This is a genomic window from Carbonicoccus niuqiaonis, assembly GCF_050157065.1.
In the GTDB taxonomy this organism is placed as follows: Bacteria; Actinomycetota; Actinomycetes; order Propionibacteriales; family Propionibacteriaceae; genus Avipropionibacterium.
In genome coordinates this window covers 2,486,373-2,512,962 of sequence record NZ_CP189573.1, presented here as the reverse complement: position 1 = coordinate 2,512,962, position 26,590 = coordinate 2,486,373, and the positions used below count along the sequence as shown (strand labels likewise).

Annotated in this window: 26 protein-coding genes and 1 riboswitch; of the genes, 15 read left to right on the top strand and 11 right to left on the bottom strand. The window is 70.4% G+C overall.

The features are described from left to right. Positions 1–7 precede the first annotated feature (7 nt). The 5 genes from ACQBAU_RS11515 to ACQBAU_RS11495 all read left to right on the top strand — a co-directional run bounded on the left by ACQBAU_RS11515 (position 8) and on the right by ACQBAU_RS11495 (position 6,481). Complete coding sequence (locus tag ACQBAU_RS11515; protein WP_434551054.1) at positions 8–1,282, top strand: aspartate aminotransferase family protein; 1,275 nt, start codon at positions 8–10, stop codon at positions 1,280–1,282. Continuing rightward, a complete protein-coding gene (locus ACQBAU_RS11510) occupies positions 1,279–2,778 on the top strand; it encodes a M81 family metallopeptidase (RefSeq protein WP_465256503.1) in 1,500 nt (499 codons plus the stop codon). Before ACQBAU_RS11515 ends, ACQBAU_RS11510 begins: the two co-directional genes overlap by 4 nt. 100 nt (positions 2,779–2,878) lie before the next feature. After that, entirely contained in the window at positions 2,879–3,589 is a 711-nt protein-coding gene (locus tag ACQBAU_RS11505) for a succinate dehydrogenase cytochrome b subunit (protein ID WP_434551052.1), read from the top strand. Positions 3,590–3,591: 2 nt separating this feature from the next. Then, the gene (locus ACQBAU_RS11500; protein WP_434551051.1) at positions 3,592–5,682 is read left to right on the top strand and encodes a fumarate reductase/succinate dehydrogenase flavoprotein subunit; all 2,091 of its coding nucleotides are present in this window, start codon (positions 3,592–3,594) and stop codon (positions 5,680–5,682) included. 52 nt (positions 5,683–5,734) lie between these two features. Next, positions 5,735–6,481 carry a succinate dehydrogenase/fumarate reductase iron-sulfur subunit gene (locus ACQBAU_RS11495; protein ID WP_434551050.1) on the top strand — a complete coding sequence of 249 codons (747 nt, stop codon included), beginning with the start codon at positions 5,735–5,737 and terminating at the stop codon, positions 6,479–6,481. Positions 6,482–6,517: 36 nt separating this feature from the next. Here the strand turns inward: ACQBAU_RS11495 and ACQBAU_RS11490 are convergent, their stop codons facing one another. From ACQBAU_RS11490 to ACQBAU_RS11465, 6 genes are all read right to left on the bottom strand, one after another. Then, complete coding sequence (locus tag ACQBAU_RS11490; protein ID WP_465256504.1) at positions 6,518–7,582, bottom strand: glycoside hydrolase family 172 protein; 1,065 nt, start codon at positions 7,580–7,582, stop codon at positions 6,518–6,520. 100 nt (positions 7,583–7,682) lie between these two features. Further along, on the bottom strand, positions 7,683–8,225 hold the full coding sequence (locus ACQBAU_RS11485) for a ribose-5-phosphate isomerase (RefSeq protein WP_434551048.1): 543 nt from the start codon (positions 8,223–8,225) through the stop codon (positions 7,683–7,685). Then, positions 8,225–9,979 (bottom strand): dihydroxyacetone kinase family protein, encoded by a 1,755-nt coding sequence (locus ACQBAU_RS11480; RefSeq protein ID WP_465256505.1) that lies wholly within the window; start codon positions 9,977–9,979, stop codon positions 8,225–8,227. Before ACQBAU_RS11480 ends, ACQBAU_RS11485 begins: the two co-directional genes overlap by 1 nt. 41 nt (positions 9,980–10,020) lie before the next feature. Then, on the bottom strand, positions 10,021–10,815 hold the full coding sequence (locus ACQBAU_RS11475) for a DeoR/GlpR family DNA-binding transcription regulator (protein WP_434551046.1): 795 nt from the start codon (positions 10,813–10,815) through the stop codon (positions 10,021–10,023). Continuing rightward, a complete protein-coding gene (locus tag ACQBAU_RS11470; protein ID WP_434551045.1) occupies positions 10,812–11,891 on the bottom strand; it encodes an alcohol dehydrogenase catalytic domain-containing protein in 1,080 nt (359 codons plus the stop codon). Before ACQBAU_RS11470 ends, ACQBAU_RS11475 begins: the two co-directional genes overlap by 4 nt. Before the next feature lie 88 nt (positions 11,892–11,979). Next, the gene (locus ACQBAU_RS11465) at positions 11,980–12,165 is read right to left on the bottom strand and encodes a hypothetical protein (protein WP_465256506.1); all 186 of its coding nucleotides are present in this window, start codon (positions 12,163–12,165) and stop codon (positions 11,980–11,982) included. A 380-nt stretch (positions 12,166–12,545) separates the two neighbouring features. On the opposite strand from ACQBAU_RS11465, the gene rplS reads away from it, so the two are divergent. From rplS to ACQBAU_RS11420, 9 genes are all read left to right on the top strand, one after another. Beyond that, entirely contained in the window at positions 12,546–12,896 is a 351-nt protein-coding gene (gene rplS, locus ACQBAU_RS11460) for a 50S ribosomal protein L19 (RefSeq protein ID WP_465256507.1), read from the top strand. Between the two features lie 57 nt (positions 12,897–12,953). Next, a complete protein-coding gene (gene lepB / locus ACQBAU_RS11455) occupies positions 12,954–13,886 on the top strand; it encodes a signal peptidase I (protein WP_465256508.1) in 933 nt (310 codons plus the stop codon). Further along, complete coding sequence (gene lepB, locus ACQBAU_RS11450; RefSeq protein ID WP_465256509.1) at positions 13,880–14,686, top strand: signal peptidase I; 807 nt, start codon at positions 13,880–13,882, stop codon at positions 14,684–14,686. The genes lepB (ACQBAU_RS11455) and lepB (ACQBAU_RS11450) overlap by 7 nt, the downstream gene beginning before the upstream one ends. 12 nt (positions 14,687–14,698) lie before the next feature. Then, positions 14,699–15,376, top strand: a complete 678-nt coding sequence (locus ACQBAU_RS11445) for a ribonuclease HII (protein WP_434551040.1) — start codon at positions 14,699–14,701, stop codon at positions 15,374–15,376. Beyond that, the gene (locus tag ACQBAU_RS11440; protein ID WP_434551039.1) at positions 15,373–15,690 is read left to right on the top strand and encodes a DUF2469 domain-containing protein; all 318 of its coding nucleotides are present in this window, start codon (positions 15,373–15,375) and stop codon (positions 15,688–15,690) included. The genes ACQBAU_RS11445 and ACQBAU_RS11440 overlap by 4 nt, the downstream gene beginning before the upstream one ends. Before the next feature lie 186 nt (positions 15,691–15,876). After that, positions 15,877–16,239, top strand: coding sequence for a YraN family protein (locus ACQBAU_RS11435; RefSeq protein WP_465256510.1), 363 nt, complete (start codon positions 15,877–15,879; stop codon positions 16,237–16,239). Beyond that, positions 16,239–17,789 carry a YifB family Mg chelatase-like AAA ATPase gene (locus tag ACQBAU_RS11430; protein ID WP_465256511.1) on the top strand — a complete coding sequence of 517 codons (1,551 nt, stop codon included), beginning with the start codon at positions 16,239–16,241 and terminating at the stop codon, positions 17,787–17,789. The genes ACQBAU_RS11435 and ACQBAU_RS11430 overlap by 1 nt, the downstream gene beginning before the upstream one ends. Then, a complete protein-coding gene (dprA, locus tag ACQBAU_RS11425; protein WP_465256512.1) occupies positions 17,786–18,901 on the top strand; it encodes a DNA-processing protein DprA in 1,116 nt (371 codons plus the stop codon). The genes ACQBAU_RS11430 and dprA overlap by 4 nt, the downstream gene beginning before the upstream one ends. A gap of 45 nt (positions 18,902–18,946) precedes the next feature. After that, on the top strand, positions 18,947–19,690 hold the full coding sequence (locus ACQBAU_RS11420; RefSeq protein ID WP_465256513.1) for a hypothetical protein: 744 nt from the start codon (positions 18,947–18,949) through the stop codon (positions 19,688–19,690). Here the strand turns inward: ACQBAU_RS11420 and ACQBAU_RS11415 are convergent. Together ACQBAU_RS11415 and ACQBAU_RS11410 are read right to left on the bottom strand one after the other, a co-directional pair. Beyond that, the gene (locus tag ACQBAU_RS11415; RefSeq protein ID WP_465256514.1) at positions 19,681–22,017 is read right to left on the bottom strand and encodes an N-acetylmuramoyl-L-alanine amidase; all 2,337 of its coding nucleotides are present in this window, start codon (positions 22,015–22,017) and stop codon (positions 19,681–19,683) included. The genes ACQBAU_RS11420 and ACQBAU_RS11415 overlap by 10 nt on opposite strands. Positions 22,018–22,209: 192 nt before the next feature. Next, entirely contained in the window at positions 22,210–22,656 is a 447-nt protein-coding gene (locus tag ACQBAU_RS11410) for an HNH endonuclease (RefSeq protein WP_434551032.1), read from the bottom strand. Positions 22,657–22,866: 210 nt separating this feature from the next. On the opposite strand from ACQBAU_RS11410, the gene ACQBAU_RS11405 reads away from it, so the two are divergent. Beyond that, the gene (locus tag ACQBAU_RS11405) at positions 22,867–23,484 is read left to right on the top strand and encodes an alpha-ketoglutarate-dependent dioxygenase AlkB (RefSeq protein WP_465256515.1); all 618 of its coding nucleotides are present in this window, start codon (positions 22,867–22,869) and stop codon (positions 23,482–23,484) included. 24 nt (positions 23,485–23,508) lie between these two features. Here the strand turns inward: ACQBAU_RS11405 and ACQBAU_RS11400 are convergent, their stop codons facing one another. The 3 genes from ACQBAU_RS11400 to ACQBAU_RS11390 form a co-directional block, all read right to left on the bottom strand. Further along, positions 23,509–24,309, bottom strand: coding sequence for a creatininase family protein (locus ACQBAU_RS11400; RefSeq protein WP_434551030.1), 801 nt, complete (start codon positions 24,307–24,309; stop codon positions 23,509–23,511). Positions 24,310–24,836: 527 nt separating this feature from the next. Next, on the bottom strand, positions 24,837–26,039 hold the full coding sequence (locus ACQBAU_RS11395; protein WP_465256516.1) for an N-acetylglucosamine-6-phosphate deacetylase: 1,203 nt from the start codon (positions 26,037–26,039) through the stop codon (positions 24,837–24,839). Between the two features lie 28 nt (positions 26,040–26,067). Next, positions 26,068–26,370: a sulfurtransferase TusA family protein gene (locus tag ACQBAU_RS11390; protein WP_465256517.1), complete on the bottom strand. Its 303-nt coding sequence runs from the start codon at positions 26,368–26,370 to the stop codon at positions 26,068–26,070. 9 nt (positions 26,371–26,379) lie between these two features. Next, positions 26,380–26,492, bottom strand: a riboswitch (SAM riboswitch). Positions 26,493–26,590 lie beyond the last annotated feature (98 nt).

The following is a 26,590-nucleotide window of genomic DNA, read 5'->3' as shown; positions in this document are numbered from 1 at the left end:
ATGCATCGTGGCGGACAGGACGACGGACCCGACGTGGACCGAGCGGGCAGCGAAGGTGCTGCCGGGTGGGGTGAGCTCGAACGTCCGGCTTCCGGTCAACGACATGGTGTTCGACCGCGGCGAGGGGCCGCGGCTGTACGACCTCGATGGCCGCGACTACGTCGACTACCTGCTGGGGCAGGGTCCGGCCTTCATGGGCCACGGCCACCCGGCGGTGAACGAGGCGGTCAGCAAGGCGGTCACCAAGGGCATGGTGTTCGGCGCCCAGCACACGTTGGAGATCGAGGCCACCGAGAAGCTGCTCGGCGCCATCGGCTGGGCCGACATGGCCCGCCTCGGCGTCTCCGGCAGCGAGTCCGACCACGGTGCCCTGCGGCTGGCCCGCGGTGCCACGGGCCGCCGGCTTGTGATCCGGTTCGCCGGGCTGTACCACGGGTGGTACGACACGGTGCTGATGAACTGGCAGGGCAACACCGGCACGGTCGCCTCGAAGGGCCAGCTGGAGCACAACCTGGCCGACTGGCTGGTGCTGCCCTACAACGACCTGGCTGCGGCCAAGGAGGCGTTCGCCCAGCGGGGTGACGAGATCGCCGCGGTGATCCTGGAGCCGATGGTGTGCAACTCCGGGGCGCTGCTCCCGGTGCCGGGGTTCCTCGAGGGGCTGCGTGAGCTCTGCACCGACAACGGATCGGTGTTGATCTTCGACGAGGTGATCACCGGCTTCCGCCTGGCGTACGGCGGTGCCGCCCAGCGGTTCGGCGTCACGCCGGACCTCGGGGTGTACGGCAAGGCGCTGGCCGGCGGTTGGCCGGTCAGCGCGCTCGCCGGACGCCGCGACCTGATGGAGCTGTTGGGCACCGGTGAGGTCAACCACTCGGGCACCTTCAACGCCTCGGTGATGGCCGCGGCCGCCGTCGACGCGACGATGGACTGGCTGAAGGAGAACGACCCGTACCCGGCGCTGGAGGAGTTCGGCACCAAGCTCAAGGACGGGTTGGCCGAGGTCGGTCGCCGACTCGGCGCGAACCTGCACATCCAGGGCCTGCCGATGGCGTTCCACGTCTCGTTCGCCGACGACGACGCGCCGGCCACCGACAACGCGAGCCTGGCCACCCTCGACCTCGCCCGCTACGCCGCGTTCACCGACGACCTGGCCGAGGCCGGCATCTGGGTGGCCGCCCGTGGCATCTACTACGTGTCGATCACCCACGGCCAGGCCGAGCTGGACGACACCCTGGAACGCTTCGAGCAGGCCCTCGGCAAGGAGTTGGCGCGGCGATGACGGACAGGTCGGCGACGGCAGCCGGTCGCCTCGGGACGAAGCGGCCCCGGGTCGCCGTCGCCGGCGTCTGGCACGAGACCAACACCTACGCCTCCCGACCGGCCACCTTGGCCGACTTCGAGGAGTTCGAACTGCTGTCCGGGGCGGCGCTGGCCGACCACAACCGCGGCGTCGGATCGGTGATCGGGGGCTTCCTCGACGCCGAGGACACCTTCGACCTGGTGCCGGTGTTCTCCGCCGGTGCCTGGCCGAGTGGGCCGGCGTCGGCCGAGACCTGGGCGACCATCCGGGAGCGGCTGGTGCGCGAGCTGGCCGAGGCCGGACCGGTCGACGGGGTGCTGCTCAACCTGCACGGGGCGATGGTCGTCGAGGGCTGTGACAACGTCGAGCTCGCGACCGCCCGCGCGGTGCGTCAGGTCGTCGGCGACGTGCCGATCGCCGCGGTGCTGGACCTGCACGCCAACCTCGCCCCCGAGCTGCCCGACGAGATCGAGGTGCTGGTGGGCTACGACACCTACCCGCACGTCGACATGCGCGAGCGGGGCCAGGAGGCGGCCGAACTGCTCGGCCGGGTGCTGGCCGGGGAGCGGCTGGTCACGGTCCTGGCGAAGACCCCGCTGCTGACCTGCCCCTTGGCCCAGGGGACCGAGGACCAGCCGATGAAGGGCCTGCTCACCCGGGCGGTCGAGCGTGGCCGCGAGGCCGGGGTGGTCCGGGTCAGCATCGCCGCCGGGTTCCCGTACGACGACGTCCCGACGGTGGGCAACAGTGTGTACGTCGTCGCCGACGAGTCCCGCCGTGCCGTGGCGGCCGCGGTCGCCGACGAGACGGTGGCCGACATCGAGGCGCGGGCGGCCGACTTCGAGTTGCACCGGCCGCAGCCGGACAAGGCCGTTGCCGAGGCGTTGGAGCAGCCGACCGGGCCGGTCGTGCTGGCCGACGTGGCCGACAACGTGGGCGGTGGCTGCCCGGGCGACGGGACGGCCGTGCTGGCCGAGCTGTTGGCCCAGGACGCACCCGATGCGGTGGTGATCATCGCCGACCGGGAGGTCGCCGCGGCGGCCACCGCGGCCGGGGTGGGGGCACGGTTGGACGTCCGGCTGGGCGGCAAGACCGACGACCTGCACGGCGACCCGGTCGAGGTCGCCGGTGCCGAGGTAGTCACCCTCAGTGACGGCAACTACGTGTCGACCGGCACCTGGCAGCACGGCCAGCACTTCACCATGGGGCCCACAGCGGTGCTGCGCGTCGGGGGCGTCCGGATCATCGTCACCGACCGCCCGGTGCCGCCGTTCCACCGCGACCAGTTGACGATCGTCGGCATCGACCCGGCCGAGGTCTCGGTCATCGTGGCCAAGAGTGCGGTGGCCTGGCGCGCCGCCTTCGGTGATGCGGTGGCCGCCATCGAGGTGGACGGGCCGGGGGCCTGCCCGATCGACCTGACCCGGTTGCCCCGCACCACCACGCCGATCCGGCTCCGGGCCCGTGCCTCGTGACGCCGTGGCGGCGCTTCCGGGCGCCGCCACGGGTGAGAGTTGGGTCACGCAAGCTGGACCTACGTGGCGGCCACCTGCCGCCCGGTCGTAGGGTGTGGCCGTGGCGACGACAACTCTGACTCCGCGGGCCCGAGCGATGCGCTCGACCGTGCTGATGAAGGCCGTGATGGCGGTGAGCGGCCTGATCATGGTCGGGTACCTGCTGGTGCACATGTACGGGAACCTGATGGTCTTCGGCGGCGCGGCCGCCTTCAACGACTACGCGGCACACCTGCGTACGATCGGTGAGCCGATGATCCCGTACGGCGGGGTGCTCTGGGTCGTACGGATCGTCCTGCTGGTCAGCGTGGTCGCGCACATCGCCTCGGCGGTCGTGCTGACCCGTCGTTCCCACCACGCGACCCGTGGTGGCAAGCGGTACCAGTCCAAGCGGGCCCGCGCGCTCGGGGTGCAGCGGACCTTCGCATCCTTCACCGTCCGGTGGGGCGGCGTCACGATCCTGCTGTACGTGATCTTCCACCTTTTGCACCTGACCTGGAAGGTGATCAATCCCGGTGGTGCCGGAGACCCGTACGGCCGGGTCGTCAACAGCTTCCAGCACTGGTGGATGGTGCTGATCTACCTGGTCGCGCTGGTGATGGTCGCCCTGCACCTGCGCCACGGCGTGTGGAGTGGCCTGACCACCCTCGGCCTCAACACCTCGGCCACCGCCCGCCGCAACCTGAACGTCATCGCGATCGCCGTCGCCGGTGTGATCCTGATCGGATTCCTGCTGCCGCCGTTCGCGATCCTCCTCGGATTGGTGAAGTGAACATGGACGACCAGCAGCAGCCCACCACGCCCGCCGAGGAGCCCGCGGCCGCCGCGGAGCCGGCACCCGCCGCCGAGCCCACTCCCGCGGCGGAGCCCACTCCCGCAGCCGAGCCGGCCCCCGACGCCGTACCGACCGCAGGCTCGGTGGACGCCGACGACCTGTACGTCGAGGGTGAGCCGATCCACGACACCAAGGCACCCCGGGTGCCGGTGGACCAGATGTGGGACCAGCGGCGGTTCGACGCCACCTTGGTCAACCCGGCCAACCGTCGCAAGATGAGCGTGATCATCGTCGGGACGGGGCTGGCCGGCGGGTCCGCCGCCGCGACGCTCGGCGAGGCCGGCTACCAGGTGAAGAGCTTCTGCTACCAGGACAGCCCCCGCCGCGCCCACTCGATCGCCGCCCAGGGTGGCATCAACGCGGCCAAGAACTACCGCAACGACGGTGACTCGGTGCACCGGCTGTTCTACGACACCGTCAAGGGCGGGGACTACCGCTCGCGGGAGTCGAACGTCTACCGGCTGGCCCAGGTGTCGGCCAACATCATCGACCAGTGCGTCGCCCAGGGCGTCCCGTTCGCGCGTGAGTACGGCGGCCTGCTCGACACCCGCTCGTTCGGTGGCGTGCAGGTGCAGCGCACCTTCTACGCCCGCGGCCAGACCGGGCAGCAGCTGCTGATCGGCGCCTACCAGGCGCTGGAGCGGCAGATCGCGGCAGGCACCGTGGAGATGCACACCCGCCACGAGATGCTCGAGTTGATCGTGGTCGACGGGAAGGCCCGCGGGATCGTGGCCCGCGACATGGTCACCGGTGAGATCGAGACCCACTTCGCCGACGCGGTGGTGCTGGGCACCGGTGGCTACGGCAACGTGTTCTACCTGTCGACCAACGCGATGGGCTGCAACGTCACCGCCTCGTGGCGGGCCCACCGCAAGGGCGCCTACTTCGCCAACCCGTGCTACACCCAGATCCACCCGACCTGCATCCCGGTCTCGGGTGACTACCAGTCCAAGCTGACGCTGATGAGCGAGTCGTTGCGCAACGACGGCCGCATCTGGGTGCCGAAGTCCGGTGAGGACAAGCGCGATCCGCGCGAGATCCCCGAGGCCGACCGCGACTACTACCTGGAGCGGCGGTACCCCTCCTTCGGCAACCTGGTGCCCCGCGACGTGGCCTCCCGGGCCGCCAAGCAGGTGTGCGACGAGGGCCGCGGTGTCGGCCCCGGTGGCCGCGGGGTCTACCTCGACTTCGCCGACGCCATCGTCCGGCTGGGGGAGAAGGCGGTCCGGGCCAAGTACGGCAACCTGTTCGACATGTACGCCCAGATCACCGGCGAGGACCCGTACCAGACGCCGATGCGGATCTACCCGGCCGTGCACTACACGATGGGCGGGCTCTGGGTCGACTACGACCTCGAGTCGTCGATCCCGGGACTGTTCGTGGTGGGGGAGGCCAACTTCTCCGACCACGGCGCCAACCGGCTCGGCGCCTCGGCGCTGATGCAGGGCCTGGCCGACGGCTACTTCGTGCTGCCGAACACGATCGCCAACTACCTGGGCACCAACTCCCACCAGCCGGTCGACGCGTCCCATCCGGCAGCGGTCGAGGCCGTCGCCGCGGTCCGGGAACGGATCCACAAGTTGCTGTCCATCAAGGGCAACCGCAGCGTCGACTCGTTCCACAAGGAACTCGGCAACCTGATGTGGGAGTACTGCGGCATGGAGCGTACGGCCGACGGCCTGCGCAAGGCCATCACCCGGATCGGGGAACTGCGCGAGGAGTTCTGGTCCGACGTGCGGGTGCTCGGCTCGGGTGATGAACTGAACCAGGCGTTGGAGAAGGCGGGCCGGGTGGCCGACTTCTTCGAACTGGCCGAGCTGATGTGCGTCGACGCGCTGACCCGCGCCGAGTCGTGCGGTGGCCACTTCCGCGCCGAGAGCCAGACCCCGGAGGGCGAGGCACTGCGCAACGACGAGGAGTTCGCCCACGTGTCGGCCTGGGAGTTCACCGGGGTCGGGACCAAGCCGGTGCTGCACAAGGAACCCCTGGAGTACGAGGCCATCGAGATGAAGCAGCGTTCGTACAAGTGAACGGCTTCTCGAACCAGCGACGGCAACCAGCGAAGCGAAGGACGGCAACTCGATGAAGATCACGGTGAACATCTGGCGGCAGGCCGCTGCCGACGCGCAGGGCCGGATGGCCACGTACAAGCTGGACGACGTGTCGGAGCACATGAGCTTCCTGGAGATGCTCGACGTGCTGAACGAACAGTTGACCGCCGAGGGTCAGGACCCGGTCGCCTTCGACTCCGACTGCCGCGAGGGGATCTGCGGCGCGTGTGGCCTCACCATCAACGGGGTGGCGCACGGCCCGTCGAGGACGACGACCTGCCAGCTGCACATGCGGTCGTTCTCCGACGGCGACGAGATCGACATCGAGCCGTGGCAGGCCGAGCCGTTCCCGGTCGTGAAGGACCTCGTGGTCGATCGTGGCTCCTTCGACCGGATCATCCAGGCTGGGGGGTACATCTCGGTCAACACCGGTTCGGCCCCCGAGGCCAACGCCACCCCGGTCGGCCAGGAGGACGCCCTGGACGCGTTCGACGCCGCCACCTGCATCGGCTGCGGTGCGTGTGTGGCCGCCTGCCCGAACGGCTCGGCGATGCTGTTCACCGCGGCCAAGATCACCCACCTCGGCCTGTTGCCGCAGGGCCAGCCGGAGCGACACAGCCGGGTCCTCAACATGGTGAACCAGCACGACGAGGAGGGCTTCGGCAACTGCACCAACATCGGGGAGTGCACCGCCGTGTGCCCGAAGGGGATCCCGCTGGAGACGATCTCCCGGCTCAACCGCGACCTGCTGGGATCACTGGCGCGGGGCGACGACTGAGCGCCGGACCGCCACCTGGCCGGAGCCGCGGTGGCGTCACGGCTCCAGGGCGTTCGCCGAGGGCAGTTCGGGGCGGGTCGTGCTCGTCCGGTCGAGGTAGAACCAGCCGACGGAGCTGATGTCGTCGGTCAGCTGGCGGTAACGCCCTCGGGGCCGCCAGCCGAGCGCCTGCACGTCCACGGTGATGTCGCGGGTGAACGTGATCGGATCGGGTACGTGCCACCGGTACATCCCGAACCGCTGTTGGGACTCGTAGCCGCCGTCGGGGCGGATCACCTGTGGCAATCCCAGGTACGGCGTCGAGAACTCGGTGTAGCCGGCGTCGGGGACGTCGAAGTTCCATGCCCCACCGAAGTAGTCCTCGGTGCCGGTGCCGGCGATGCTGGGGAACTCGTCGTCCCCGTCCAGGTAGAACTTGACCTCGCCCTCACCCCACCAGCAGGTGGAGTTCACGCCCCAGGCGAGATAGGTGCCGGCGTAGTGGCCGCGACCGGCGACCCCGCGCAGGATTGGGTGCGTCTCGCCCTCGACCAGCGGGTTGCTGCGTCGGAACTGCGCATGCAGGTGACCGAATCCGTCCTCGGCACCCGCGACGCCGGGGCCGGTGTCGTACGTCACCTGGTAGTAGACGGTCGCGTCGTCGGGGGACAGGTTCTCCAGGGTGAGGTGCGCCGAGGAGCCGAACGGCATCGGCCAGTAGGAGTTGAAGCCACCGTGCGGGTTGACCGCGACCATGGCCGACGACACCTGGGCGAAGCGGCCCCAGCCGGAGGCGAAGAAGTCACCGACGGGTACCTCGATCGCCGGCTCGTGGTCACCGTCCCAGTACGCGCGCAGCACCAGCGACCGCCAGTGGTCGCGGTGCGTGGTCAGCCAGATGTGGGTGATCCGTCCGGGCTCGTCGATCACCGCCAGGTCATGGGTGCTGTGCCCGCCGATCACGACCGACGGGGAGACCTTCCAGCCGCGCCCCAGCTCACGCGCGGCGTGTGCACCGGTCCCTTCGGTCGCCCGGGCTCCGCCCCCGGTGGAGCCGTCGGGGTTCTCCGGTGAGATGGACCTGGTGCGGGTGGTCCGTAGGCGAGCGATGTCGTCGAACATCGGGGCTCCCTTCCGCGGTGACGGGTTCCCGCCCCACGCTGGTCCAGAACGGCCGGCGCGGGGATCGACCGAATGGAAGGTGGCCGTTCCCGTCCCCGGGTCAACCCGGGCGGTGTCGCGATGAGGGCGTGCGCTCCTCGTACGCGACGATCTCGGCGACGTTCGCCGCGGAGTGGCTGGTGGTGTCGAACCGGTAGCCGAGCCACTCCCGGGCCAGGCGGCGGGCGAGCTGGAGGCCGATCACCCGCTGGCCGAAGGTGACCACCTGGCAGTCGTTCGACAGGATCGACCGCTCGACGCTGAACGAGTCGTGGGCCACCGTGGCACGGATGCCCGGCACCTTGTTGGCCGAGATGGCGACCCCGATCCCGGTGCCGCAGACCAGGATCGCCCGATCGGCATCGCCCTTCATGATCAACTCGCCGGCCCGGGTGGCCACCGACGGATAGCTGGTGCCGGTCGGGTCGTCGGCATCGGCGCCGAGGTCGACCACCGAGGCGACCCGCGGGTCGGTCCGCAGGTCGGCCAGGATGGCGTCCTTGTACTCGATCCCGGCACCGTCCCCGCCGACCAGCAGGCGGAGTCCGGGGGCGCTCTCCTCGCCGGGGTGCGGGGTGGCCGGGGCGGTGGGCGGTGTGGTCATCAGCGGTTCTCCTGTCCGGTGGCGACGGTGTCGTGAAGGGTCGGGGCGAGGGCGGTGACGAGCAGGGCGAGCGAGATGGCGCCGGGGTCGGGGCTGCCGACACTGCGTTCGGCGAGCGGGCGGGCCCGGCCGACCCGAGGGGTCAACGTCGCCGTCGCGGCCGCGGCCCGGGTGCACTCCGTGGCGGCCGTGGCCCAGGCCGGTCCCAGGTCGACCCCAGCGGTGACCTCCCGGTGCAGGGTGGTGACGAAGGGGAACAGGGCGTCCAGCAGGGACTTGTCTCCCAGGGAGGTCCCGCTGAGCTCCTGGACGGCCTGAGCCCCGGCCGTGATCGCGTCGGCGACGCCGACGGCGTCCGGAGCCCGGTCGTCACCGAGTCGGCCACCGGTGGTCGACAACAGCAACCCCCACAGGATCCCGCTGGTGCCACCGGCCCGGTCCCCCCAGGCGAACCCGGCCGACCGCAGCACCGACCCGGTACCGGCGCCGGCGGCGACCGCCGCTTCGGCAGCGGCCACGGCACCGCGGACCCCGCGGGTCATCCCGCGGCCGTGGTCCCCGTCCCCGGCCACCGCGTCGAGCCGGCCGAGCTCGTCGGCATGGTCCTCGATGGTCGACTGCATGGTGTGCAGCATCGCCACCACGCGGTGACCGCCGCGCCGCGACTCCGGCGAGGCGTCGGCCACGGCGACGGTGTCGGCATCGACCCGGTCGGCGTCGGAGCGGACCGTCCGGTGCTCGGTCGGGCGTACGACCGGTCCGCGCCGGAAGGCGGGGGTGTCGGCCGGGGCCGTCCACAGCGACTCCAACTCGTCGTCGAGCCAGGTCACCGACAGCGAACATCCGGCCATGTCCAGGCTGGTCACCACCTCGTCGACGACCGGCTCCACCACCTCGACCCCGCGAGCATGTAGCAGCGGGGCGATCTCGCCGAAGAGCACGAAGAGCTCCTCGTACTTGGTCGAGCCCAGCCCGTTCAGCACCACCGCAGCCCTCCCGTCGGCCTGCGGGGGACGTTCGGCGAGGACACGGTCGACGAGAGTGGCGGCCAGCCGGTCGGCCGGCAGCACCGCGGTGGTCCGTACCCCGGGCTCGCCGTGGATGCCCAGACCCAGGTCCATCGATCCGTCGGCCACGGTGAACAGCGGCTCCCGGGCCCCGGGCATGGTGCACCCGTCGAAGGCGACGCCGAAGGTGTACGTCGCGGCATTGGCCGCCCGCATGATCCGTTCGACGTCGTCCAGGTCGTCACCACGTTCGGCTGCCGCGCCGGCGAGCTTGTAGACGGTGAAGGTGCCGGCGATGCCGCGTCGTTGCGCCACGGCGTCGGGCGGTGCCGACGCGACGTCGTCGGTCACCCACACCACCCGGGTGTCGATCCCTTCGGCGCGCAGGCGTTCGGCCGCGACCCCGAAGTTCATCCGATCACCCGCGTAGTTCCCGAAGGCGAGGACCACTCCGGCGTTGCCGTGGGCCGCCTTCGCGATCCGGTGGACCTGCTGGGCGGCGGGTGAGGTGAACACGTCACCCAGCACGGCGGCATCGGCGAACCCCGGACCGATCACTCCGTTGTACGAGGGGTAGTGCCCCGAACCGCCGCCGATCAGCAGGGTCACCTTCCCCTCCAGCGGGCCGTCCGCCCGGCGGAACCCACTGGCTCCCTCGACACGGACGACGTGGCGCGGGTGGGCCAGCGCGAATCCGCGCATCATGTCCTCACTGAAGCGGGCCGGGTCATTGGCGATGCGGGTCATGGCAGTCCTCGTCGTCGGGTGGAAGTCGTCGGGTGGGAGGGTCAGGTGGGGGTCGGGACGTCGGCGACCTGGCAAGCCACGCCGGCACGCCGCCACTGTGCGAGGCGCTCCGGATCGGCGTCGGAGTCGGTGATGACCATGGTGACCTCGGTGATCCGGGCGACCCGGAGCAGCGCCTCACGGTGCAGCTTCGTGTGGTCGACCAGCAGGTACGTGGCGGCGGCCGAGTCGATCATGGCCCGCTTCAGCGAGGCGATCTCGTCACCCTGGTAGTAGATCCCGGTCGCCGACACGGCGGCGGTGGAGACGAAGGCGGCATCGACCCGCATCGCACGCACCTGTTCCGTGGCGTGCAGCCCGCCGAAGGAGTCGTGGCCCGGGTCGTACCGGCCTCCGATCCCGATCACCTCCAGGTCGTGATCGCGTTGCAGGGTGGTGAGCTCGCGCAGGCCACGCAGGAAGTTCGTCGCGACGGTGAGCGGAGTGCGCCTGGCCAGTCCGGGCACCAGCTGCAAGGTGGTGGTGCTGTCGTCGAGCAGGACCGACATCCCGGGGTGGACGTGGTCCAGCGCGGCGGCCGCGATCGCCTGCTTGTGTTCGAGCTCGGAGTTCAGGCGGTAGTCCAGCAGCGACTCGAAGGTGCTGGACGGCTGTGCGGTGACACCGCCGTGGAAGCGGCGGACGACACCACGGCGCTCCAGTTCCACGAGGTCGCGGTGGATCGTCACCGCACTCACCTCGAACCGCTCGGACAGCTCGGTCGTGGTGGCCGCACCGATCGACAGCAGGTGGTCGGCCATCGCGCGGCGGCGCACCTCCGCCCGTGCGGCCGTCATGGCAGCAGGCTGACCTTGACCGACTCGGTGCCGCTGCCGACCAGGTCGAGGCCACGCTGGAACTCGGCCAGGGGGAGTTGATGGGTCACGATCCGGTCCATCGGCAGCGCCCCGGACTCCAGTAGCCGGACCGCGGTGGGCCAGCAGTTCGGGCCGAGGTGGGCACCGAGCACGTCCAGCTCCTTGTCGTCGCTGATGATCGACCAGTCGACGCTGACGTCGCTGCCGAAGACGCTGTACTCCACGTACCGGCCGAGCTTGCGGAGCAGGTTGAGGCCCTGACCGACGGCCGACGGGTGGCCGGTTCCCTCCAGGTACACGTCGGCGCCGTACCCGCCGGTGAGGTCCTTGACGGCCGCCACCGGGTCGGTGGTGCCGATGTTGATCGTCAGGTCGGCACCGGCCAGGCTCGCCAGCTCCAGCTTCGTGTCGGCCATGTCGAGTGCGACGATCGTGGTCGGGTTCTTGGCCCGGGCGCCGGCGATCATGCCCAGCCCGATCGGCCCGCAACCGGCGACGACCACTACGTCGTGGAACTGCAGCCGCGCCCGCTCCACCGCGTGCAACGCACACGACAGCGGCTCCACGAAGGCCGCATGGGCCGGCGGCAGGTCGGCCGAGATCCGGTGGACCTTGGCGTTGCGCTTGTAGACCATGTACTCGGCCATGGCACCGGGGGTCTCCCGCTTGAAGCCGTACATCACATGGGGTGCACACATGTGGTAGTCGCCGCTCAGGCAGTAGCGGCAGTCCCAGCACGGGACGATCTGCTCGCTGGTGACGCGGTCACCTTCGGCGATGCCCCAGCGCCGTGCGGCCTCCTCGTCCAAGGTCACGACCGTCCCGACGAACTCGTGTCCGGGAATGACCTCGGTCTCGGCCCAGGCCGGACGGTTCGCGTCCCCCCAGAACTTGGCGGCACCGTGGTAGCACTTCAGGTCGCTGGCACAGATGCCGACGGCATCGACCTTCACCAGGGCTTCCCCCGGCCCGGGCACCGGCACCGGGACCTCGGTCAGCGCGTAGTTCTCGGGTCCGTGGCACACGACCGCCTGCATGGTGTCCGGGATCGGCATGGATTGTCACCCTTCGATGAAAAGTTTTCGCCGGAAGGTGAACACTATGACAGCCCGGGTCACGAGGCAATGGCCGGGTGGGCCCGGTTCACCGTCGAGGCGTCAGGAACGCCGCGATCCGGGGTTCGTCGTTGCGGAAGGTGAGCGTGCCGCCGTACATCGCCCGGCGCTTCCACTCCGTGGTGTTGTTGGCCGCCTCCTCGGAGTGGACGAGGAGGGCCTCGCCACAGGTCCAGCGGACGACCGACGGATCGGCCGCCGGTCCGGCGTGCACGGGTTCGGGTGGGGTGACCTCTGCCCGGGACGGTGCGACCCCGGCCGGCGCGACGGGGGTCTGCCTGTGCGGAGCGCGTACGTGATGGTCCGTGCGGAGCGCGTACGTGATGGTCCGTGCGGAGCGCGTACGTGATGGTCCGTGCGGAGCGCGTACGTGATGGTCCGTGCGGAGCGCGTACGTGATGGTCCGTGCGGAGCGCGTACGTGATGGTCGGCCGGGTTGCCTGCGGATTTCTCCTCGCCGCGCTCGTTGTGGCAAGATGGGTCGCTGTTGCCGGTACGTACGCGACTCCTGCCACAGGGGGGCTGTTCGCGGGCCGGTGACCATCATTCGTGACCACCACCAGGTGACCTGTGGCACCGGCGAGGACGACCATCATGCCCAACCTCATCAACGAGCTCGACAAGGCCTCCCTGCGATCGGACGTGCCGGACTTCCGTCCCGGGGACACCGCCAAGGTCCACGTGAAGGTCGTCGAGGGCAACCGCTCCCGGGTGCAGGTCTTCGCCGGTGTCGTGATCAGCCGCAGTGGCGACGGGGTCCGCGAGTCGTTCACCGTCCGCAAGGTCAGCTTCGGTGTCGGCGTCGAGCGCACCTTCCCGGTGCACTCGCCGATCCTGGAGAAGATCGAGGTCGACCGGCGCGGCGACGTGCGGCGCGCCAAGCTGTACTACCTCCGCGATCTGCGTGGCAAGGCTGCCAAGATCAAGGAGAAGCGGGAGAACTGATCCCGCCCGCCATCGGCATGGGGTCGATGGCCGCACTTCGAGTCCTGGGAGGCGGGCGTGGCCGAGCCGCGCGACGTTGCGGATCCGGCTTCACCCGACCCCGCCCCGCGACATGCCCTGACCGAGGCGGACGAGCTTCCCGACAGCCTCCAGGACCTCTTCGACGACGATGACGAGCCCGGGCGCGACGACGATTCTGGGCACGACGACGATTCTGGGCATGCGCACGATCACGACGACGGTGAGCTCACCACGGTCGCGGGGGAACGGGAGCGGCTGACCTTCGGGCAGCACGTGGTCGCCTTCGTCCGGGAGATCTCGGTGGTGGTGGTCGGGGCACTGGTCGTGTCCACCCTGCTGCGCGCCTTCGTCGGCCAGATGTTCGACATTCCGTCGGAGTCGATGACCTCGGCGTTGCAGGTCGGTGACCGGGTGCTGGTCGAGAAGGTGTCCGGCATCGAGCGTGGCCAGATCGTGGTGTTCCACGATCCGGGTGGCTGGCTCGGCCGCGAGATCGAGGACCCCGGTCCGGTGGCCCGGGCGCTGGCGTTCATCGGCCTGGCCCCTGGCGCGAGCAGCGACTACGTGATCAAGCGGGTGATCGGCATGCCCGGCGACACCGTGATGTGCTGCGACGACGAGGGACGGATCTGGATCAACGACCAGCCGGTCGACGAGTCGTACCTCGGGCTGGCACCCTCGACGATCCCGTTCCGGGTGCAGGTGCCGGCCGAGCACGTGTTCGTGCTGGGGGACAACCGGCCCAACAGCCGCGACAGCCGCTGCCACCTCCGCGATCCCGGCCCGTTGCCGGGGCAGAATGCGTTCATCCCGACCGACAAGGTCGTGGGACGCGCCGCGGCCGTGGTCTGGCCGCCGGCGAGATGGCGAGGTTTGGCAGCACCGGAGGCGTACCGTAACGTGCCTGCGGGGCAGAGTCCGGCGCGGGAGACAGCGGTCATCGAGGCCGGGGCGGAGGCACAGTGCTGAAGGGCAACGACGACGACTCCGATGCGCACGGCACCGGTCCGGAGGTCGAGCCGGAGCAGCCGACCGCGGCTGCCAAGGTCGGCGGCTGGGTCAAGGAGTTGCTCATCGTCGTGGTGCTCGGCCTGGTGGTGTCGACACTGTTGCGGACGTTCGTCTTCCAGATGTTCGAGATCCCGTCCGGATCGATGGAGGACACCCTGCAGGTCGGCGACCGGGTGGCCGTGCAGAAGATCACCCCGTTCGCTCGGGGCGACGTCGTCGTCTTCGAGGATCCGGGCGGTTGGTTGCCCGAGATGGGACCCGTCGAGCGGACACCGCTGCAGCGGGGGCTGGAGTTCGTCGGGCTGCTGCCCAACTCGTCCGACCAGTACCTGATCAAGCGGGTCATCGGCATGCCCGGTGACGTGGTGATCTGCTGCGACGTGGAGGGCCGACTGCTGGTCAACGGCCATCCGCTCGAGGAGGGTGACTACCTCTACCGCGAGGGCGGCATGACCGTCGCCCCGTCCGAGATCGCGTTCCGGGTCACGGTCCCCGAGGGCCGCATCTTCGTGATGGGGGACCACCGCAACTCCAGTGCCGACTCCCGGTGCCACCTCAACGACGTGTCGGTCGACGGGAGTCGCGGCGAGAACGCCTTCGTGCCGACCGAGAACGTGGTCGGGGTCGCGTTCGCGATCACCTTCCCGTTCAGCCGGTTCCAGACGCTGTCGAGACCCGCCACCTTCGAGCAGGTGCCGGCCCCGGAGGGACCGGCCCCCGCCAAGCCGACCATCGACCCGGCCGGCGTCTCCTGCTGAGGGCGGTGTGCCGTGGGAACAGCAGCAACCCCGACCACCGCAGGCCGCATCCTCGTCCGACGTGACAGCGGTCTGTACGGCTATGAGCGTGCGCTCGCGCGGGCCGGCCTGACGCCGGTCGCCGGCGCCGACGAGGCGGGCCGCGGGGCGTGCGCCGGACCACTGGTCGCCGGAGCCGCGATCCTGTCGGACCAACCGTCGCGCCGGATCAGCGGGCTGAAGGACTCCAAGCTGATGACCGCGGCCGCGCGGGACCGGGCCTACGACGAGATCCGCGCCAAGGCGATCGCCTGGTCGGTGGTCGTGGTGTCGCCGGCCGAGTGCGACCGGCTCGGCATGCACGTGGCCAACGTCGCGGCCTTGCGTCGGGCCCTGGTGCGACTCGAGGTGACCCCGGCGTACGTGCTGACCGACGGCTTCGGCGTCGACGGCCTCGGCGTCCCCGGACTGGCGGTGTGGAAGGGTGATCGGGTCGCGGCGTGCGTGGCCGCGGCATCGGTCCTGGCGAAGGTGACCCGGGACCGGCTGATGGTCCGGGCCGAGGAGGAGCATCCGGGCTACGACTTCGCGGTGCACAAGGGGTACTGCACTGCCGAACACCAGGAACGCCTCGACGCGTTGGGGCCCTGCCCGATCCACCGGCACCGATTCGAGAACGTGCGGCGAACGGTTAGAGTTGAGGCGACATGAGCACCGATGATCTCGAGCAGTACGAGTCCGAACTCGAACTCCAGCTGTACAAGGAGTACAAGGACGTCGTCGCGTTGTTCACCTACGCGGTGGAGAGTGAACGCCGCTTCTACCTGTGCAACGCCGTCGACCTCAAGGTGCGCACCGAGGGTGGCGACGTCTACTACGAGGTGTCGATGGCCGATGCCTGGGTGTGGGACATGTACCGCCCGGCCCGGTTCGTCAAGAACGCGAAGGTGTTGACCTTCCGCGACGTGTCGATCGAGGAGATCGCGCACTCCGACCTCGAGGTCCCCAAGAGCGTCACCGACTGACGGTTCGTGGCCGCCCCGCCCTGACCCGTCCCCAGAACCGTCGGCCTGACTCGTCGGCCCGGCCCGAACCGTCGGCTCCGGTTGTCCACAGCCCGCTCACGGCTGGTGGCGCTGTCCACAGCTGACCTGTTTTCGCTGATCGTTGCCGCCGCTGCCGTCCCATAGTGACTGCGGAGGTGGTCGACCATGACGAGACCGACGAGCGGTCGGCAGGCGATCGGGGCCCAGGGTGAGGACCTGGCCGCGGCGCACCTGGTTGCACAGGGATGGGAACTGGTGGCCCGCAACTGGCGGTGCGCCGTCGGGGAGATCGACATCATCGCGGTGGAGCCCGACGGCACCACGGTGTTCTGCGAGGTGAAGTCGCGGACCGGGACCGGCTTCGGTGACCCACTGGAGGCGATCACGTACGAGAAGGAACGCAAGCTGCGGCAGTTGGCCGCGACCTGGCTCGACGAGCACCATGCGACACGCGTGCGGTTGGACGCCATCGGGATCGTGCTGCGGGTGGGCCACGCACCTCGGATCACCCACGTGCGGGGGCTGTGATGACGGTGGCACACGCGTTCTCGGTGGCCCTGGTGGGGTTGGAGGGCCGACCGGTCGAGGTCGAGGTGATGATCGGTGGTGGACTGCCGCGGACGGTCCTGGTGGGCCTGCCCGACACCGCCCTGTACGAGGCTCGCGACCGCTGCAAGGCGGCGATCGCGTCGTCGGGGCTGGAGTGGCCGAGGTCGCTCGTCACGATCAACCTGTCGCCGGCCTCGTTGCCGAAGGCCGGCACCCACTACGACCTTGCGATCGCGGCCGCCGTGCTGTCGGCGGCAGGCTCGGTGCGGGGCGTCCGGCTGAACGAGACGGTGTTCCTCGGCGAGGTGGGCCTCGACGGCCGGGTCCGCCCGGTGCGGGGGATCCTGCCGGCGGTGCTGGCGGCGGCGTTGCGGGGCTTCGCCCGGGCGGTGGTGCCGGCCGAACTGGCCGCGGAGGCCCGGTTGGTGGCCGACGTCGAGGTCTGCGGGGTGTCGACGTTGGCGCAGCTGGTGGCCGTGCTGGACGGGGAGCCGCTGCCCGAGCAGCCCCAGGTCGTCGAGCGGTCCGAGGTGGTGGCCGACGAACCTGCGCAGCCGAAGGACCTGCGTGACGTGGCCGGGCAGTTGGAGGCCCGATGGGCGCTCGAGGTGGCCGCCGCCGGGCGGCACCATCTCCACTTCCACGGGCCGCCCGGCGTCGGGAAGACCATGCTGGCCGAGCGCCTGCCGGGGCTGTTGCCCGAGCTGACCCCGGCCGAGGCGCTGCAGGTGTCGGCGGTGCACTCGCTTGCCGGGATCGGGCTGGCAGGACTGGTCCGACGCGCCCCGTACGCCGCCCCCCACCACTCCGCCTCGGTGGCCAGCGTGATCGGCGGCGGCGCCCGGCTGGCGCGGCCCGGGCTGATCTCGGTCGCCCACCGCGGCGTGCTGTTCCTCGACGAGGCCGCCGAGTTCCCGCCGAAGGTGTTGGACGGCCTGCGGACCCCGTTGGAGTTGGGGGAGGTGACGATCGGGCGCAGTGAGGTGCAGGCTCGGTTCCCGGCAGACTTCCAGCTGGTGCTCGCCTCCAACCCGTGCCCGTGCGGGATGGCGTCCACCCCGGGTGCGGTGTGCACCTGCAATCCGATGGCGATCCGCCGGTACGCCGAACGGGTGTCGGGGCCGATCCGCGACCGGATCGACATCAGTCAGCTGCTGGTGCCGATGAAGAAGAGCTACCTGCGGCAGGCACTGCGGACGGCCGCTGAGCCGAGTGCGGTGGTCGCCGCGCGGGTGGCCGAGGCCCGTGCCCGGCAGGCGGCCCGGTTGGCCGGCACCGGCTGGATGACCAACGCCGAGGTGAGCGGTTCGCACCTGCGCACCCAGTTGCCGCTGCCGGCCGGGTTGGAATTGGTCGACACGGCGGTCGCGCGAGGCCGGTTGAGCCCGCGCGGGGTCGACCGGGTGCTGCGGCTGTCGTGGACGGTCGCCGACCTCGCCGGCCGCGACCGGCCCTCGGCCGACGACCTGGCCGCCGCCCTCGGACTGCGCCGCGGTGAGGCCGCGGGACGACGGGAGTTGGCCTCGTGATCGACAAGGAGGCCCGGATGGCGTTGTCGTGGACCTTCGACGCCGGTGACCCCAAGCTGACCGAGACGCTGGTCGAGCAGCCCGCGACCGAGGTCTGGCGGCACACCCTGGCCGGTGACCTCGGCGCCGGACCGCAGCGGCGGGCGACGGCGTACGACCGCGCGGCGTTGACGCAGTTGGCCCGGCGCAGCGACGTGCGGTTCGTGGTCCCCGGTGATGACGAGTGGCCGGACAGGTTGTCCGATCTGGTCGGACCGGATCCGGTGGCCGAGCGTGGTGGGTGCCCGGCCGGCCTCTGGCTGCGAGGCGCCGGTCACCTGCGGGAGTGGGTCGGTCGGGCGGTCGCGGTGGTCGGCTCGCGCGCGTGTTCGCCGTACGGTCAGGAGACGGCCACCGACATCGCGGCCGGGGTGGCCGAGGCAGGGTGGTCGGTGGTGTCGGGCGGGGCGTACGGGATCGACGTGGCCGCACATCGCGGGGCGCTGGCCGCCGGTGGCCGCACCATCGCGGTGCTGGCCTGTGGGCCCGACATCGAGTATCCACGGGGAAACCTGTTGGTCCTGCAGACGCTGGCCGAGGACCACCTGGTGGTGTCGGAGACCCCGCCGGGCTGCCACCCGACCCGGATCCGGTTCCTCGCGCGGAACCGGCTGATCGCGGCGCTGTCGACCGGCACGGTGATGGTCGAGGCGGCGGCCCGCTCGGGGGCCCGCAACACGATGAACTGGGCGACCGCCCTGGGCCGCCAGGCGATGGCGGTGCCCGGGTCGGTGCACTCCGCGCTGTCGGTGGGACCACACCACCTGCTGCGGGAGCACCAGGCCGAGCTGGTGACCTCGGCCGAGGACGTGCTGGAGCTGGTGGCGCCGATGGGGGACCACCTCACCAGCCCCCGGCGTGGTGCCGTCCGGCGGGTCGACGTCCTCGACCCCGGCCTGCGACCGGTGTACGAGGCGTTGCCGGCCCGCGGCTACCGCACCGCCGGGGAGGTCGCGCTGGCCACCGGGCGAACCGTGCCTGCCAGCCTGGCCGGCCTCTCGGCGTTGGAGCACCTCGGGATGGCCGAGCCGCACGACGGTGGCTGGCGTGCCGTTCCGATGGCCTCGTCATGATCGGCGTCGCACGGGATCGGTGGCCGGTGATGACAGACTTCAGCCATGGCGCTGTATTCGCGACGTCCGGGACACGCCCTCGGCCAGGTGTTGGGGGACCTGTTCATGGTGGTCTGGGCCGTCGGCTGGTTCGTCGTGGGCCGGGTGCTGGACGGCCTGATCCGGGCCTTGGCCTCGCCGGTCCGGGAGACCGCGGAGCAGGCGGAGGCGATGGCCGAGGACTTCCGTCAGGCCGGCGAGCAGGCGGGTCAGGTGCCCGGTGTCGGTGACGGGCTGAGCACCCCGTTCGAGCAGGCGGCCGGATCCCTCGGCGAGTTGGCCTCGGCGGCGCGCGACCAGGTGGCCGCGATCGAGGTGACAGCCACCGTCGTGGGCGTCATCTGTTTCGCGATCCCGTTCCTTGGCTTGCTGGCGATCTGGCTGCCACGCCGGATCGCGTTCGTCCGTGCGGCCCGCGCGGGGCAGGAACTGCTGCGGACCGAGGCCGGGGTCGACCTGTTGGCGCTGCGGGCGATGTCCACCGTGCCCCTGTCGTCGCTGGCGAAGGTGAGCACCGACCCCGTCCAGGACTGGCGGGACGGGGACCTGTACGTGATCAGCACCCTGGCCGGGCTGGAGGCGCGTCGACTCGGACTGCCGCCGCCCGGGGCCCGTCGCCGAACCGCCGGGAGCGCACTGCCCGTGTCCAAGGACGAACCTGGGCCCAAGGACGGACCCGGGCCCAAGGACGAACCGATGCCTGACGACGAACCCGTGCCCGACGACGAACCCGAGTCCGCTCAGCGGTAGCTGACCGTCACCTTGCCGGTGCTGCGGTTCCAGGAGATCCGACCGTGCTCGAAGTCCGTGGCGCGGCCACCGGAGATGTCGTGCTCGGCCGAGGTCGGAGCACCCAACCGGGAACTCTCCTCGCCCAGTTCCGCGTACTTGACGCCGATGCCTCCGAAGACGGCGTAGGTGCCCTTGGCCGACTGGTACATCTTCCCGTACGAGAAGTCCTGCTTGGTGATGTCGGAGCGCACCCGCGAGGTGTACTGCGGTGCCATCGGCGCGCCGAGGTTGGCCCGGTAGTTGCCCAGGGCGTCGTAGCTGGTGCTCATCGCCTGCCGCACCGGCTGCGCGGAGTACTGGTGGGAGTAGATGATCTGGCCCTTGGTGAACTTGGTGATCCGGGAGCCGGCGATCGGGCCGTTGAACTCACCGGTGGTCGGGAAGCCCATCACTCCGGTTCCGGTACCGAGCTCGCGCCACACCCGCAGGATCCCACCGCGGACGTCGTGGGCGCCGGTCGACGGGGTCCACGCGATGATCGCACCCTCGAAGTTGCTCGCACGCCCCTCACCCATGGCGTACTCGTTCGAGATGGGCATGCCCGCGAAGGAGCCCTCCTCACCCATCGTGCCGTACCGGGCGAAGATCGCACCGAACACGACGTAGGCACCGTTGCTCGGGCTCCAGTACATCCGGCCACCGGAGTAGGCCTGCTTCATCACACCGTCGATCGCGGCCGAGCGGTACTCCCCGGTGACCGGCACCCCGACGTTGTTCACCCACGGCCCCAAGGTGCTGTACAGCTTGTTGAAGTCGCCGGAGATCTCATGGGCGCCGACGCCGTACCGCCACACGATGCGACCTGAGGTGAACGTGTTCTGTCGGCTGTTCGAAGCGAGTCCGTTGATCTCGTCCGAGGTCGGCCAGCCGACGATGGCACCGGTGTGGCCGATCCGCCGGTAGCGGTTCCCGATCGCCCCACCCACGGCGTGGGTGCTGCCACCGCGCCAGTACAGGTGGGCCCCCTGGAACCCGGCGACCCGGCCGGACCCGACGGCGCGCTCGGCGACCGACGGGGAGCCCAGCCAGCCGCCTTCGCCGCCCCGGGAGAGCCAGTTCGCGTGGATCGGGGAGTGGCCGCCCATCTTGGCGGCGACGTTGTCGCGCAGGGCACCCATCCGGGAGGTGATGTGACGGCCGGGGCAGGCGGTCTGCATCACGTCACCGTGCCGGAAGATGATGGGGACCGTCTTCCCGGCGAGGGTCACGTTGCCCTTGGCCTCACGCTGGAAGGCGTCGAGCTTCCACGCGATGATCTTGGCCCCGGCCTCCAGCATCACCGCCGGGGGGAGTGCGGTTTCGTAGTTGCCCATGAACGACACGCCCATGGTGTCGGTGTTCCACGAGGTGGCGTGGGCGCCGTGGACGGGTACGTCCATGCCGCCCGCCCGGCCCTCGAAGATCTGGCCGTACTTGTCGATGAGGAAGTTGTAGCCGATGTCGCACCAGCCCAGGGTGCGCGCGTGGTAGGAGTACACGTCCCGCACGATCGAGGCCGACTGCGATCGGGAATAGCTGTTGGACCCGGCCGTGTGGTGCACCACGACGCCCTTGATCGTGTCATCGATGTCGATGTCGGTGCAGCGCCACGACTCGTTGGCGCCCCAGCCCGCGCGGGTGATCACCGGCGGCCGCGGGTACAGGTCGGTCGAGGCCGTGGTGGAGAACTCGGTCTGCGGGTTCGCGTCCGCGGCAACCGGCTCGGAGTTGATCATGGTCAACTCCACCTCGGAGGCCTTGGTGGTCCGGTCGCCGAGCACGCGCACCTCGACACCGGTGCTCTCACCGACGTAGACCGGGTCGGTCGCCAGGCGGCCGTCCCGGCCCTCCAGCGGCTCCCCGTCGGTGATGGTCTCCCATGCGGTCCACTCCTTTTCACCCTTGGTGCGGATCTGCACCTCGGGCGCGGTGCCCTCGCCGCCGCGCCAGGTCACCCCGAGCGTGGAGAAGTCGTCGGTCTCGGCGGCGGTGGCCTCGGCGAGCACGGTGTCGCGCACCGGCCCCGTCGTCCGCCGCTGCTGCACCGTCTTCTCGCTGCCGGGCAGTTTCCGGGGCGTCTTGTTGGACTTGACCTTCAAGGTCGACGTCGCGGTGCTCGGCGCCGCGTCGGCCTGCCGGGCCGGCAGCGCGACCAACGCCATCGTGAGCACCATGCTGGCGATGGCTGCCAGCACCGGCACCCGGACGCCGAACACCGAATGCAGGGTGGCGGGTACGGCACGGGTGCGGGGAAGGTGCTTGACGGGTGCCTGGGAGGGGTGTCGCGGTGCGGACTGGGCGCGCATACCAACAACGTCCTTTCAATGCGGCTCGTCGATGCCCCGAACCGGCGAGACCAAGCGAATGTCGTGTGACTCCAGTGACAGATGTGACCTGTGACCAGCTTGAATCTAAGCAACGGTCCTGCCGGATGCAATTCCGGAGTCACCGGTGACCACGACTTCGCGGTGTGTTCCGCGTCGGACGCCCCTGAACTCTCAGGTGCGTGTCGAGACCTCGCGCCAACCCGGGATCCGGGGCAGTGCACGCAGCGGCATGCCGGCCTGGGCGGGGGTGCGGTCGGCCTTGCGCCGGTTGCACGGCTCGCAGGCGCAGACGGTGTTGAGCCAGGTGTTGCGACCACCGCGTGACTGCGGCACCAGGTGGTCGATGGTGTGCCCGCGTTCCCCGCAGTAGGCGCAGGTGTGGTGGTCGCGGCGCAGTACGCCGCGCTTCGACCAGGCCGGGGTTCGGGCGTACAGGAACGCGGTCTTGACGTAGCGGACGAGCCGGAGCACCAACGGCACCGGGTACGGTCCGATCTGCCGGTCCTCGAGGGCCTCCTCGATGATGGCGACCTGACGGATCAACATCCGGATCGCGTGGGGGACCGTGACGGTGTGCAGTGCTGTGTTGTCGGTGTTCAGCACTATGACACCGCTCATCGACCTGCCTCCTGTGCGCTCGCCACCAACGGCCCACCTTTGTGTCTGGATTGACGTGCCGGCGCAGGCCGTTGGGAACAAGGGTGCACCCAAGAAGCAAAATTGTCATCGGACTTGTGGGGTGGGTCCGACAAACCCGAGGTGAATGGATGGCGACACGGCGACCTTTCCTTCGAACGTGCGTACGAATCAGCCGCTAGGATGGGTGCCATGGAACTGCAGGGGAGTCTGCTCGAGGTCGCCGATGCCGAGCTCGAGCCGTACGGTCGACAGGTCCGTCGGACCCGGCTGAGCCCGGGTGCCTGGGTCGACCTGCGACCGGCCTGGTTGGTCGGTGGTGACCTGTTCCGGGCCCTCGTCGACGACGTGCCGTGGCGGGCCGAGCGGCGGGAGATGTATGACCGGGTGGTCGACGTGCCCAGGCTGACGAAGTTCTACGCCGAGGGTGAGCCGCTGCCGCACCCGATGCTCGCCACCGCGATGGCGGAGTTGACCGAGCACTACCGAGCCGAGCTGGGGGAGCCGTTCGTGACCGCCGGGTGCTGCTACTACCGGGACGGTCGCGACTCGGTGGCCTGGCACGGCGACACGATCGGCCGGTCCCGGACCACCGACACCATGGTGGCCATCTGTTCGCTCGGCGCCGACCGCAAGCTGATGCTGCGACCCCGCGGCGGCGGGCCGTCCCGCAGCTTCGTGCTCGGCCACGGGGACGTGCTGGTGATGGGTGGGAACTGCCAGCGCACCTGGGAGCACTGTGTGCCGAAGTCGAGTCGACCGATCGGCCCGCGGATCAGTGTGCAGTACCGGGTCCGCGGCGTCCGCTGAGAGCCCGGGCGGCCGCGGCCGTCCTCACCGCTGCTGCGGCAGCGCGACCTCGCACAGGTTGGCCAGGGTGGTGGTGAGCTCGGCGACGAACGCGTCGCGGTAGGGCTCGCCCAACTCGGGGGCCGAGCCGGCCGGGTCCTGGGTCCAGCCGCCGGTGGCCGCCCAGTCGCCGGTGCGGACGACCAGCGTGCCGGGGCCGACGCCGACCATGTTGGTCATCTGGGCCGGCGGCTCGCCGCCACCGAGTTCGGTGCCCGGGGCGAGGATGTCGGGGCGGACCGACATCAGCAGCGATGCCTCGAACTGGCCCGCGTGGCCCGGGTAGGAGTCGAACGCCCCACCCTCGACCGCACTGGCCAGCTTCCAGTAGCTGAGGGCGGCGAAGATGCCGTCGTGGGTGTAGCTGGCCTTGGCGACGGCGACGTTGATCAGGTCGGAGTTGCCGCCGTGCCCGTTGACGAACATCACCCGCTGGAAGCCGCTGGCGATCGCGGAGGCGATCAGGTCGTCCAGCACGGCGAGGTACGTGGTCGTGCTCAGTGAGCCGGCGCAGGCGAACAGGTGGTGCTCGGAGTGCCCGTACGCCAGCGTCGGCGCGATCACCACGGGGCGGGAGAAGTCGCCGGCCCGGACGGCACGCTCGACCAGTGCCTCGACGATCGCGTAGTCGGTGGCCAGCGGCATGTCGGGTCCGTGCTGTTCGGTCGCCCCCACCGGGATCACCAAGACCGCGTCGGCAGCGATCTCGGCCACCTCGGTCCGGCTCAGGTGGGAGAAGAAGATCTTGTTGGCGGCGGTGGCGCCGCCTGCGACGTTGTCGGGCATGTCGACAACCCTACTGTGCGTCCGCTGGTCGGGACGAGCGTGCCGTGGCCTGAGACGGCCGTCCGGTGCAGGCCAGTCAGGACGTCTCGGGTGGGCAGTTGGCGAGGTGGTCCTTCATCGGGTGGGCAGTTGGCGAGGTGGTCCTTAATCGGGTGGGCAGTTGGCGAGGTGGTCCTTCATCGGGTGGGCAGTTGGCGAGGTGGTCCCTCATCGAAAGGGCACACGGAGAGGCGAATCGACGCTGGCGGCCTCTCCTACTGCCCGCTCGCTGCGGGACCGCGAGCACGAGTCGTGACCCAGGCCCGGGCGGCGCGTAGGAGGGCGCTACAGCGACACAGCTGGACGTATGTGTCGCGTGTGTCACTCAGACGCCCTTCTTTACGAGGGATCAGCCATGTCCTGGTCCAGCTGACCCCTGCGAGGGCGCCTCGAACAAGCTCGACGGGCGTTCCTGGGTCCGGCGGTTCTGGGTCCGGCGTTCCTCGGTCCGGCGTTCCTCGGTCCGGTGTTCCTCGGCCCGGCGCGCCTCAGGCGTGGGTGGCGCTGGTGGGGTTCCCGGCCACCCAGCTGCCACCGATCATGGTCGCCACCGGCGAGCAGTCGGAGTCGAGCACCACCAGATCGGCGGTGAGGCCGGCGGTGATGCTGCCCAGCCGGTCGGCGACGCCGGCGATCTCGGCAGGTCGCGACGTGACCATCGCGACCACCTCGGTGAGCGGCCAGCCGAGCTCCAGGTGCAGGTGGCGCACCATGCCGGTCAGGTCGGTGGTGGACCCGGCGAAGGCGTCCTGCCCGATGACCTTGCCGACCTGGTCGTCCACCACGGCCTCGACGGTCGACAGGCTGAAGCGGGTGCCCTCGGGCAGTCCCATCCCGATCGTGCCGTCCGACACCGCGATCAGCCGGTCGCCGACGCTGCGACGGGCGACCTCGAGCAGGACCGGCGGCAGGTGTCGACCATCGGCGATCACCTCACAGGTGAGGTCGGAGGCGAGGCACTCCTCGAGCAGTCCGGGGACCCGATACGGGCCGCGACGGTGGGTGAGGTTCATCCCGCTCCACAGGTGGGTGGCGTGGGACAACCCGGCGTCGCGGCACGGACCGAGTTCCGCGGCCGACGCCGCGCTGTGTCCGGCCGCGACGATGATGCCGGCCGAGGCCCAGGCGCGGGTGGCCTCGACCGCGCCGGGCAGCTCGGGGGCGAGCGTGACCATCGAGATCGCCCCGGCCAGTTCGGTGATCCGGGCGATGTCGTCGGGTCCCGGGGCGCGCAGGAAGGCCGGGTCATGGGCGCCGCACTGGTCCACCGCGATGAACGGACCCTCGAGGTGGACCCCCAGGACCCGGGACTGCTGCGGCTCGCTCGGGTTGTCGATCAGCGCACGGGTGGTGGCCAACATGTCGTCGACCGGGGCGGACGGCAGGCTGGTCATCACGCTCGTCACGCCGCGTCCGGCCAGATGGGTCAGCGCCGTGCCGGCGGCCTCGGCTTTCTCGAACGAGGCGCCGTTGGCACCGTGGACGTGGATGTCGACCAGACCGGGCAGCAACAGCCGGCCGGCCAGGTCGATGACCTCGACGTCGGCCCGGCCGGTGAGTTCGACGATCATCGGGTCGGTGGCGGGACGGACGTCGGCGAGCACGTCGTCGACGACCACGACGGCCCCCTCGGCCAGCAGTTCGGACGGGAGGGCGACAGTGGCGCCGGTCAGCACGGTGGTGGAGCTCACCGGCGACACTGTACTGGGGTCGTGGCGTTCAGCCCCGGCGTACCGTGATCGCCGAGCCGAGGTCGTACTCGTCGATTCGGATCACCAGGTGCCCGCTCTCGTGGGCCCATTCGGTGATGGCCAGGGTCGCCTGGCTGCAGTCGACGAAGATCATCAGCTCGTCGCCGGTCGGGAGCAGGGTGAGGGTGCGCTTGGCCGCCACCAACGGGAACGGGCTGACCTGGCCGGTGGTGTCGAGCACGTGCCGTCGCACCGAGCCGGGGAGTGGCCGTTGCGGGAGCGCGGTACGGCGGGGCGAGCAGGGAAGGGGTGACAGGTGGGTGTGGGACATGAATCCTCCGGTGGGCGGTTGCCACTCAGCTCGAGTGGCCAGGTCGTCACCCGGAGCACCCCCAGGACCGTCCACGGGGTTGCTGTCCGACCAGCCGGGGCTTCGCGTCGGAACTCGTGACCGGGCACCAGTCAACACCACCCTGTCCACGCCGCCACCGAATCTCATATAATGGTACGAGTGCTCACGATGTGAGCAGGTGGAGGGTCGTGGCCCCCTG

What these genes read in the sequence shown, in the direction of transcription:
- ACQBAU_RS11510 (WP_465256503.1), top strand. Translation starts at nt 1,279, where the DNA reads ATGACGGACAGGTCGGCGACGGCAGCCGGTCGCCTCGGGACGAAGCGG.
- ACQBAU_RS11500 (WP_434551051.1), top strand. Translation starts at nt 3,592, where the DNA reads ATGGACGACCAGCAGCAGCCCACCACGCCCGCCGAGGAGCCCGCGGCC.
- ACQBAU_RS11495 (WP_434551050.1), top strand. Translation starts at nt 5,735, where the DNA reads ATGAAGATCACGGTGAACATCTGGCGGCAGGCCGCTGCCGACGCGCAG.
- ACQBAU_RS11490 (WP_465256504.1), bottom strand. Translation starts at nt 7,582, where the DNA reads ATGTTCGACGACATCGCTCGCCTACGGACCACCCGCACCAGGTCCATC.
- ACQBAU_RS11485 (WP_434551048.1), bottom strand. Translation starts at nt 8,225, where the DNA reads ATGACCACACCGCCCACCGCCCCGGCCACCCCGCACCCCGGCGAGGAG.
- ACQBAU_RS11480 (WP_465256505.1), bottom strand. Translation starts at nt 9,979, where the DNA reads ATGACCCGCATCGCCAATGACCCGGCCCGCTTCAGTGAGGACATGATG.
- ACQBAU_RS11475 (WP_434551046.1), bottom strand. Translation starts at nt 10,815, where the DNA reads ATGACGGCCGCACGGGCGGAGGTGCGCCGCCGCGCGATGGCCGACCAC.
- ACQBAU_RS11470 (WP_434551045.1), bottom strand. Translation starts at nt 11,891, where the DNA reads ATGCCGATCCCGGACACCATGCAGGCGGTCGTGTGCCACGGACCCGAG.
- rplS (WP_465256507.1), top strand. Translation starts at nt 12,546, where the DNA reads ATGCCCAACCTCATCAACGAGCTCGACAAGGCCTCCCTGCGATCGGAC.
- ACQBAU_RS11440 (WP_434551039.1), top strand. Translation starts at nt 15,373, where the DNA reads ATGAGCACCGATGATCTCGAGCAGTACGAGTCCGAACTCGAACTCCAG.
- ACQBAU_RS11435 (WP_465256510.1), top strand. Translation starts at nt 15,877, where the DNA reads ATGACGAGACCGACGAGCGGTCGGCAGGCGATCGGGGCCCAGGGTGAG.
- ACQBAU_RS11430 (WP_465256511.1), top strand. Translation starts at nt 16,239, where the DNA reads ATGACGGTGGCACACGCGTTCTCGGTGGCCCTGGTGGGGTTGGAGGGC.
- ACQBAU_RS11420 (WP_465256513.1), top strand. Translation starts at nt 18,947, where the DNA reads ATGGCGCTGTATTCGCGACGTCCGGGACACGCCCTCGGCCAGGTGTTG.
- ACQBAU_RS11415 (WP_465256514.1), bottom strand. Translation starts at nt 22,017, where the DNA reads ATGCGCGCCCAGTCCGCACCGCGACACCCCTCCCAGGCACCCGTCAAG.
- ACQBAU_RS11410 (WP_434551032.1), bottom strand. Translation starts at nt 22,656, where the DNA reads ATGAGCGGTGTCATAGTGCTGAACACCGACAACACAGCACTGCACACC.
- ACQBAU_RS11405 (WP_465256515.1), top strand. Translation starts at nt 22,867, where the DNA reads ATGGAACTGCAGGGGAGTCTGCTCGAGGTCGCCGATGCCGAGCTCGAG.
- ACQBAU_RS11400 (WP_434551030.1), bottom strand. Translation starts at nt 24,309, where the DNA reads ATGCCCGACAACGTCGCAGGCGGCGCCACCGCCGCCAACAAGATCTTC.
- ACQBAU_RS11390 (WP_465256517.1), bottom strand. Translation starts at nt 26,370, where the DNA reads ATGTCCCACACCCACCTGTCACCCCTTCCCTGCTCGCCCCGCCGTACC.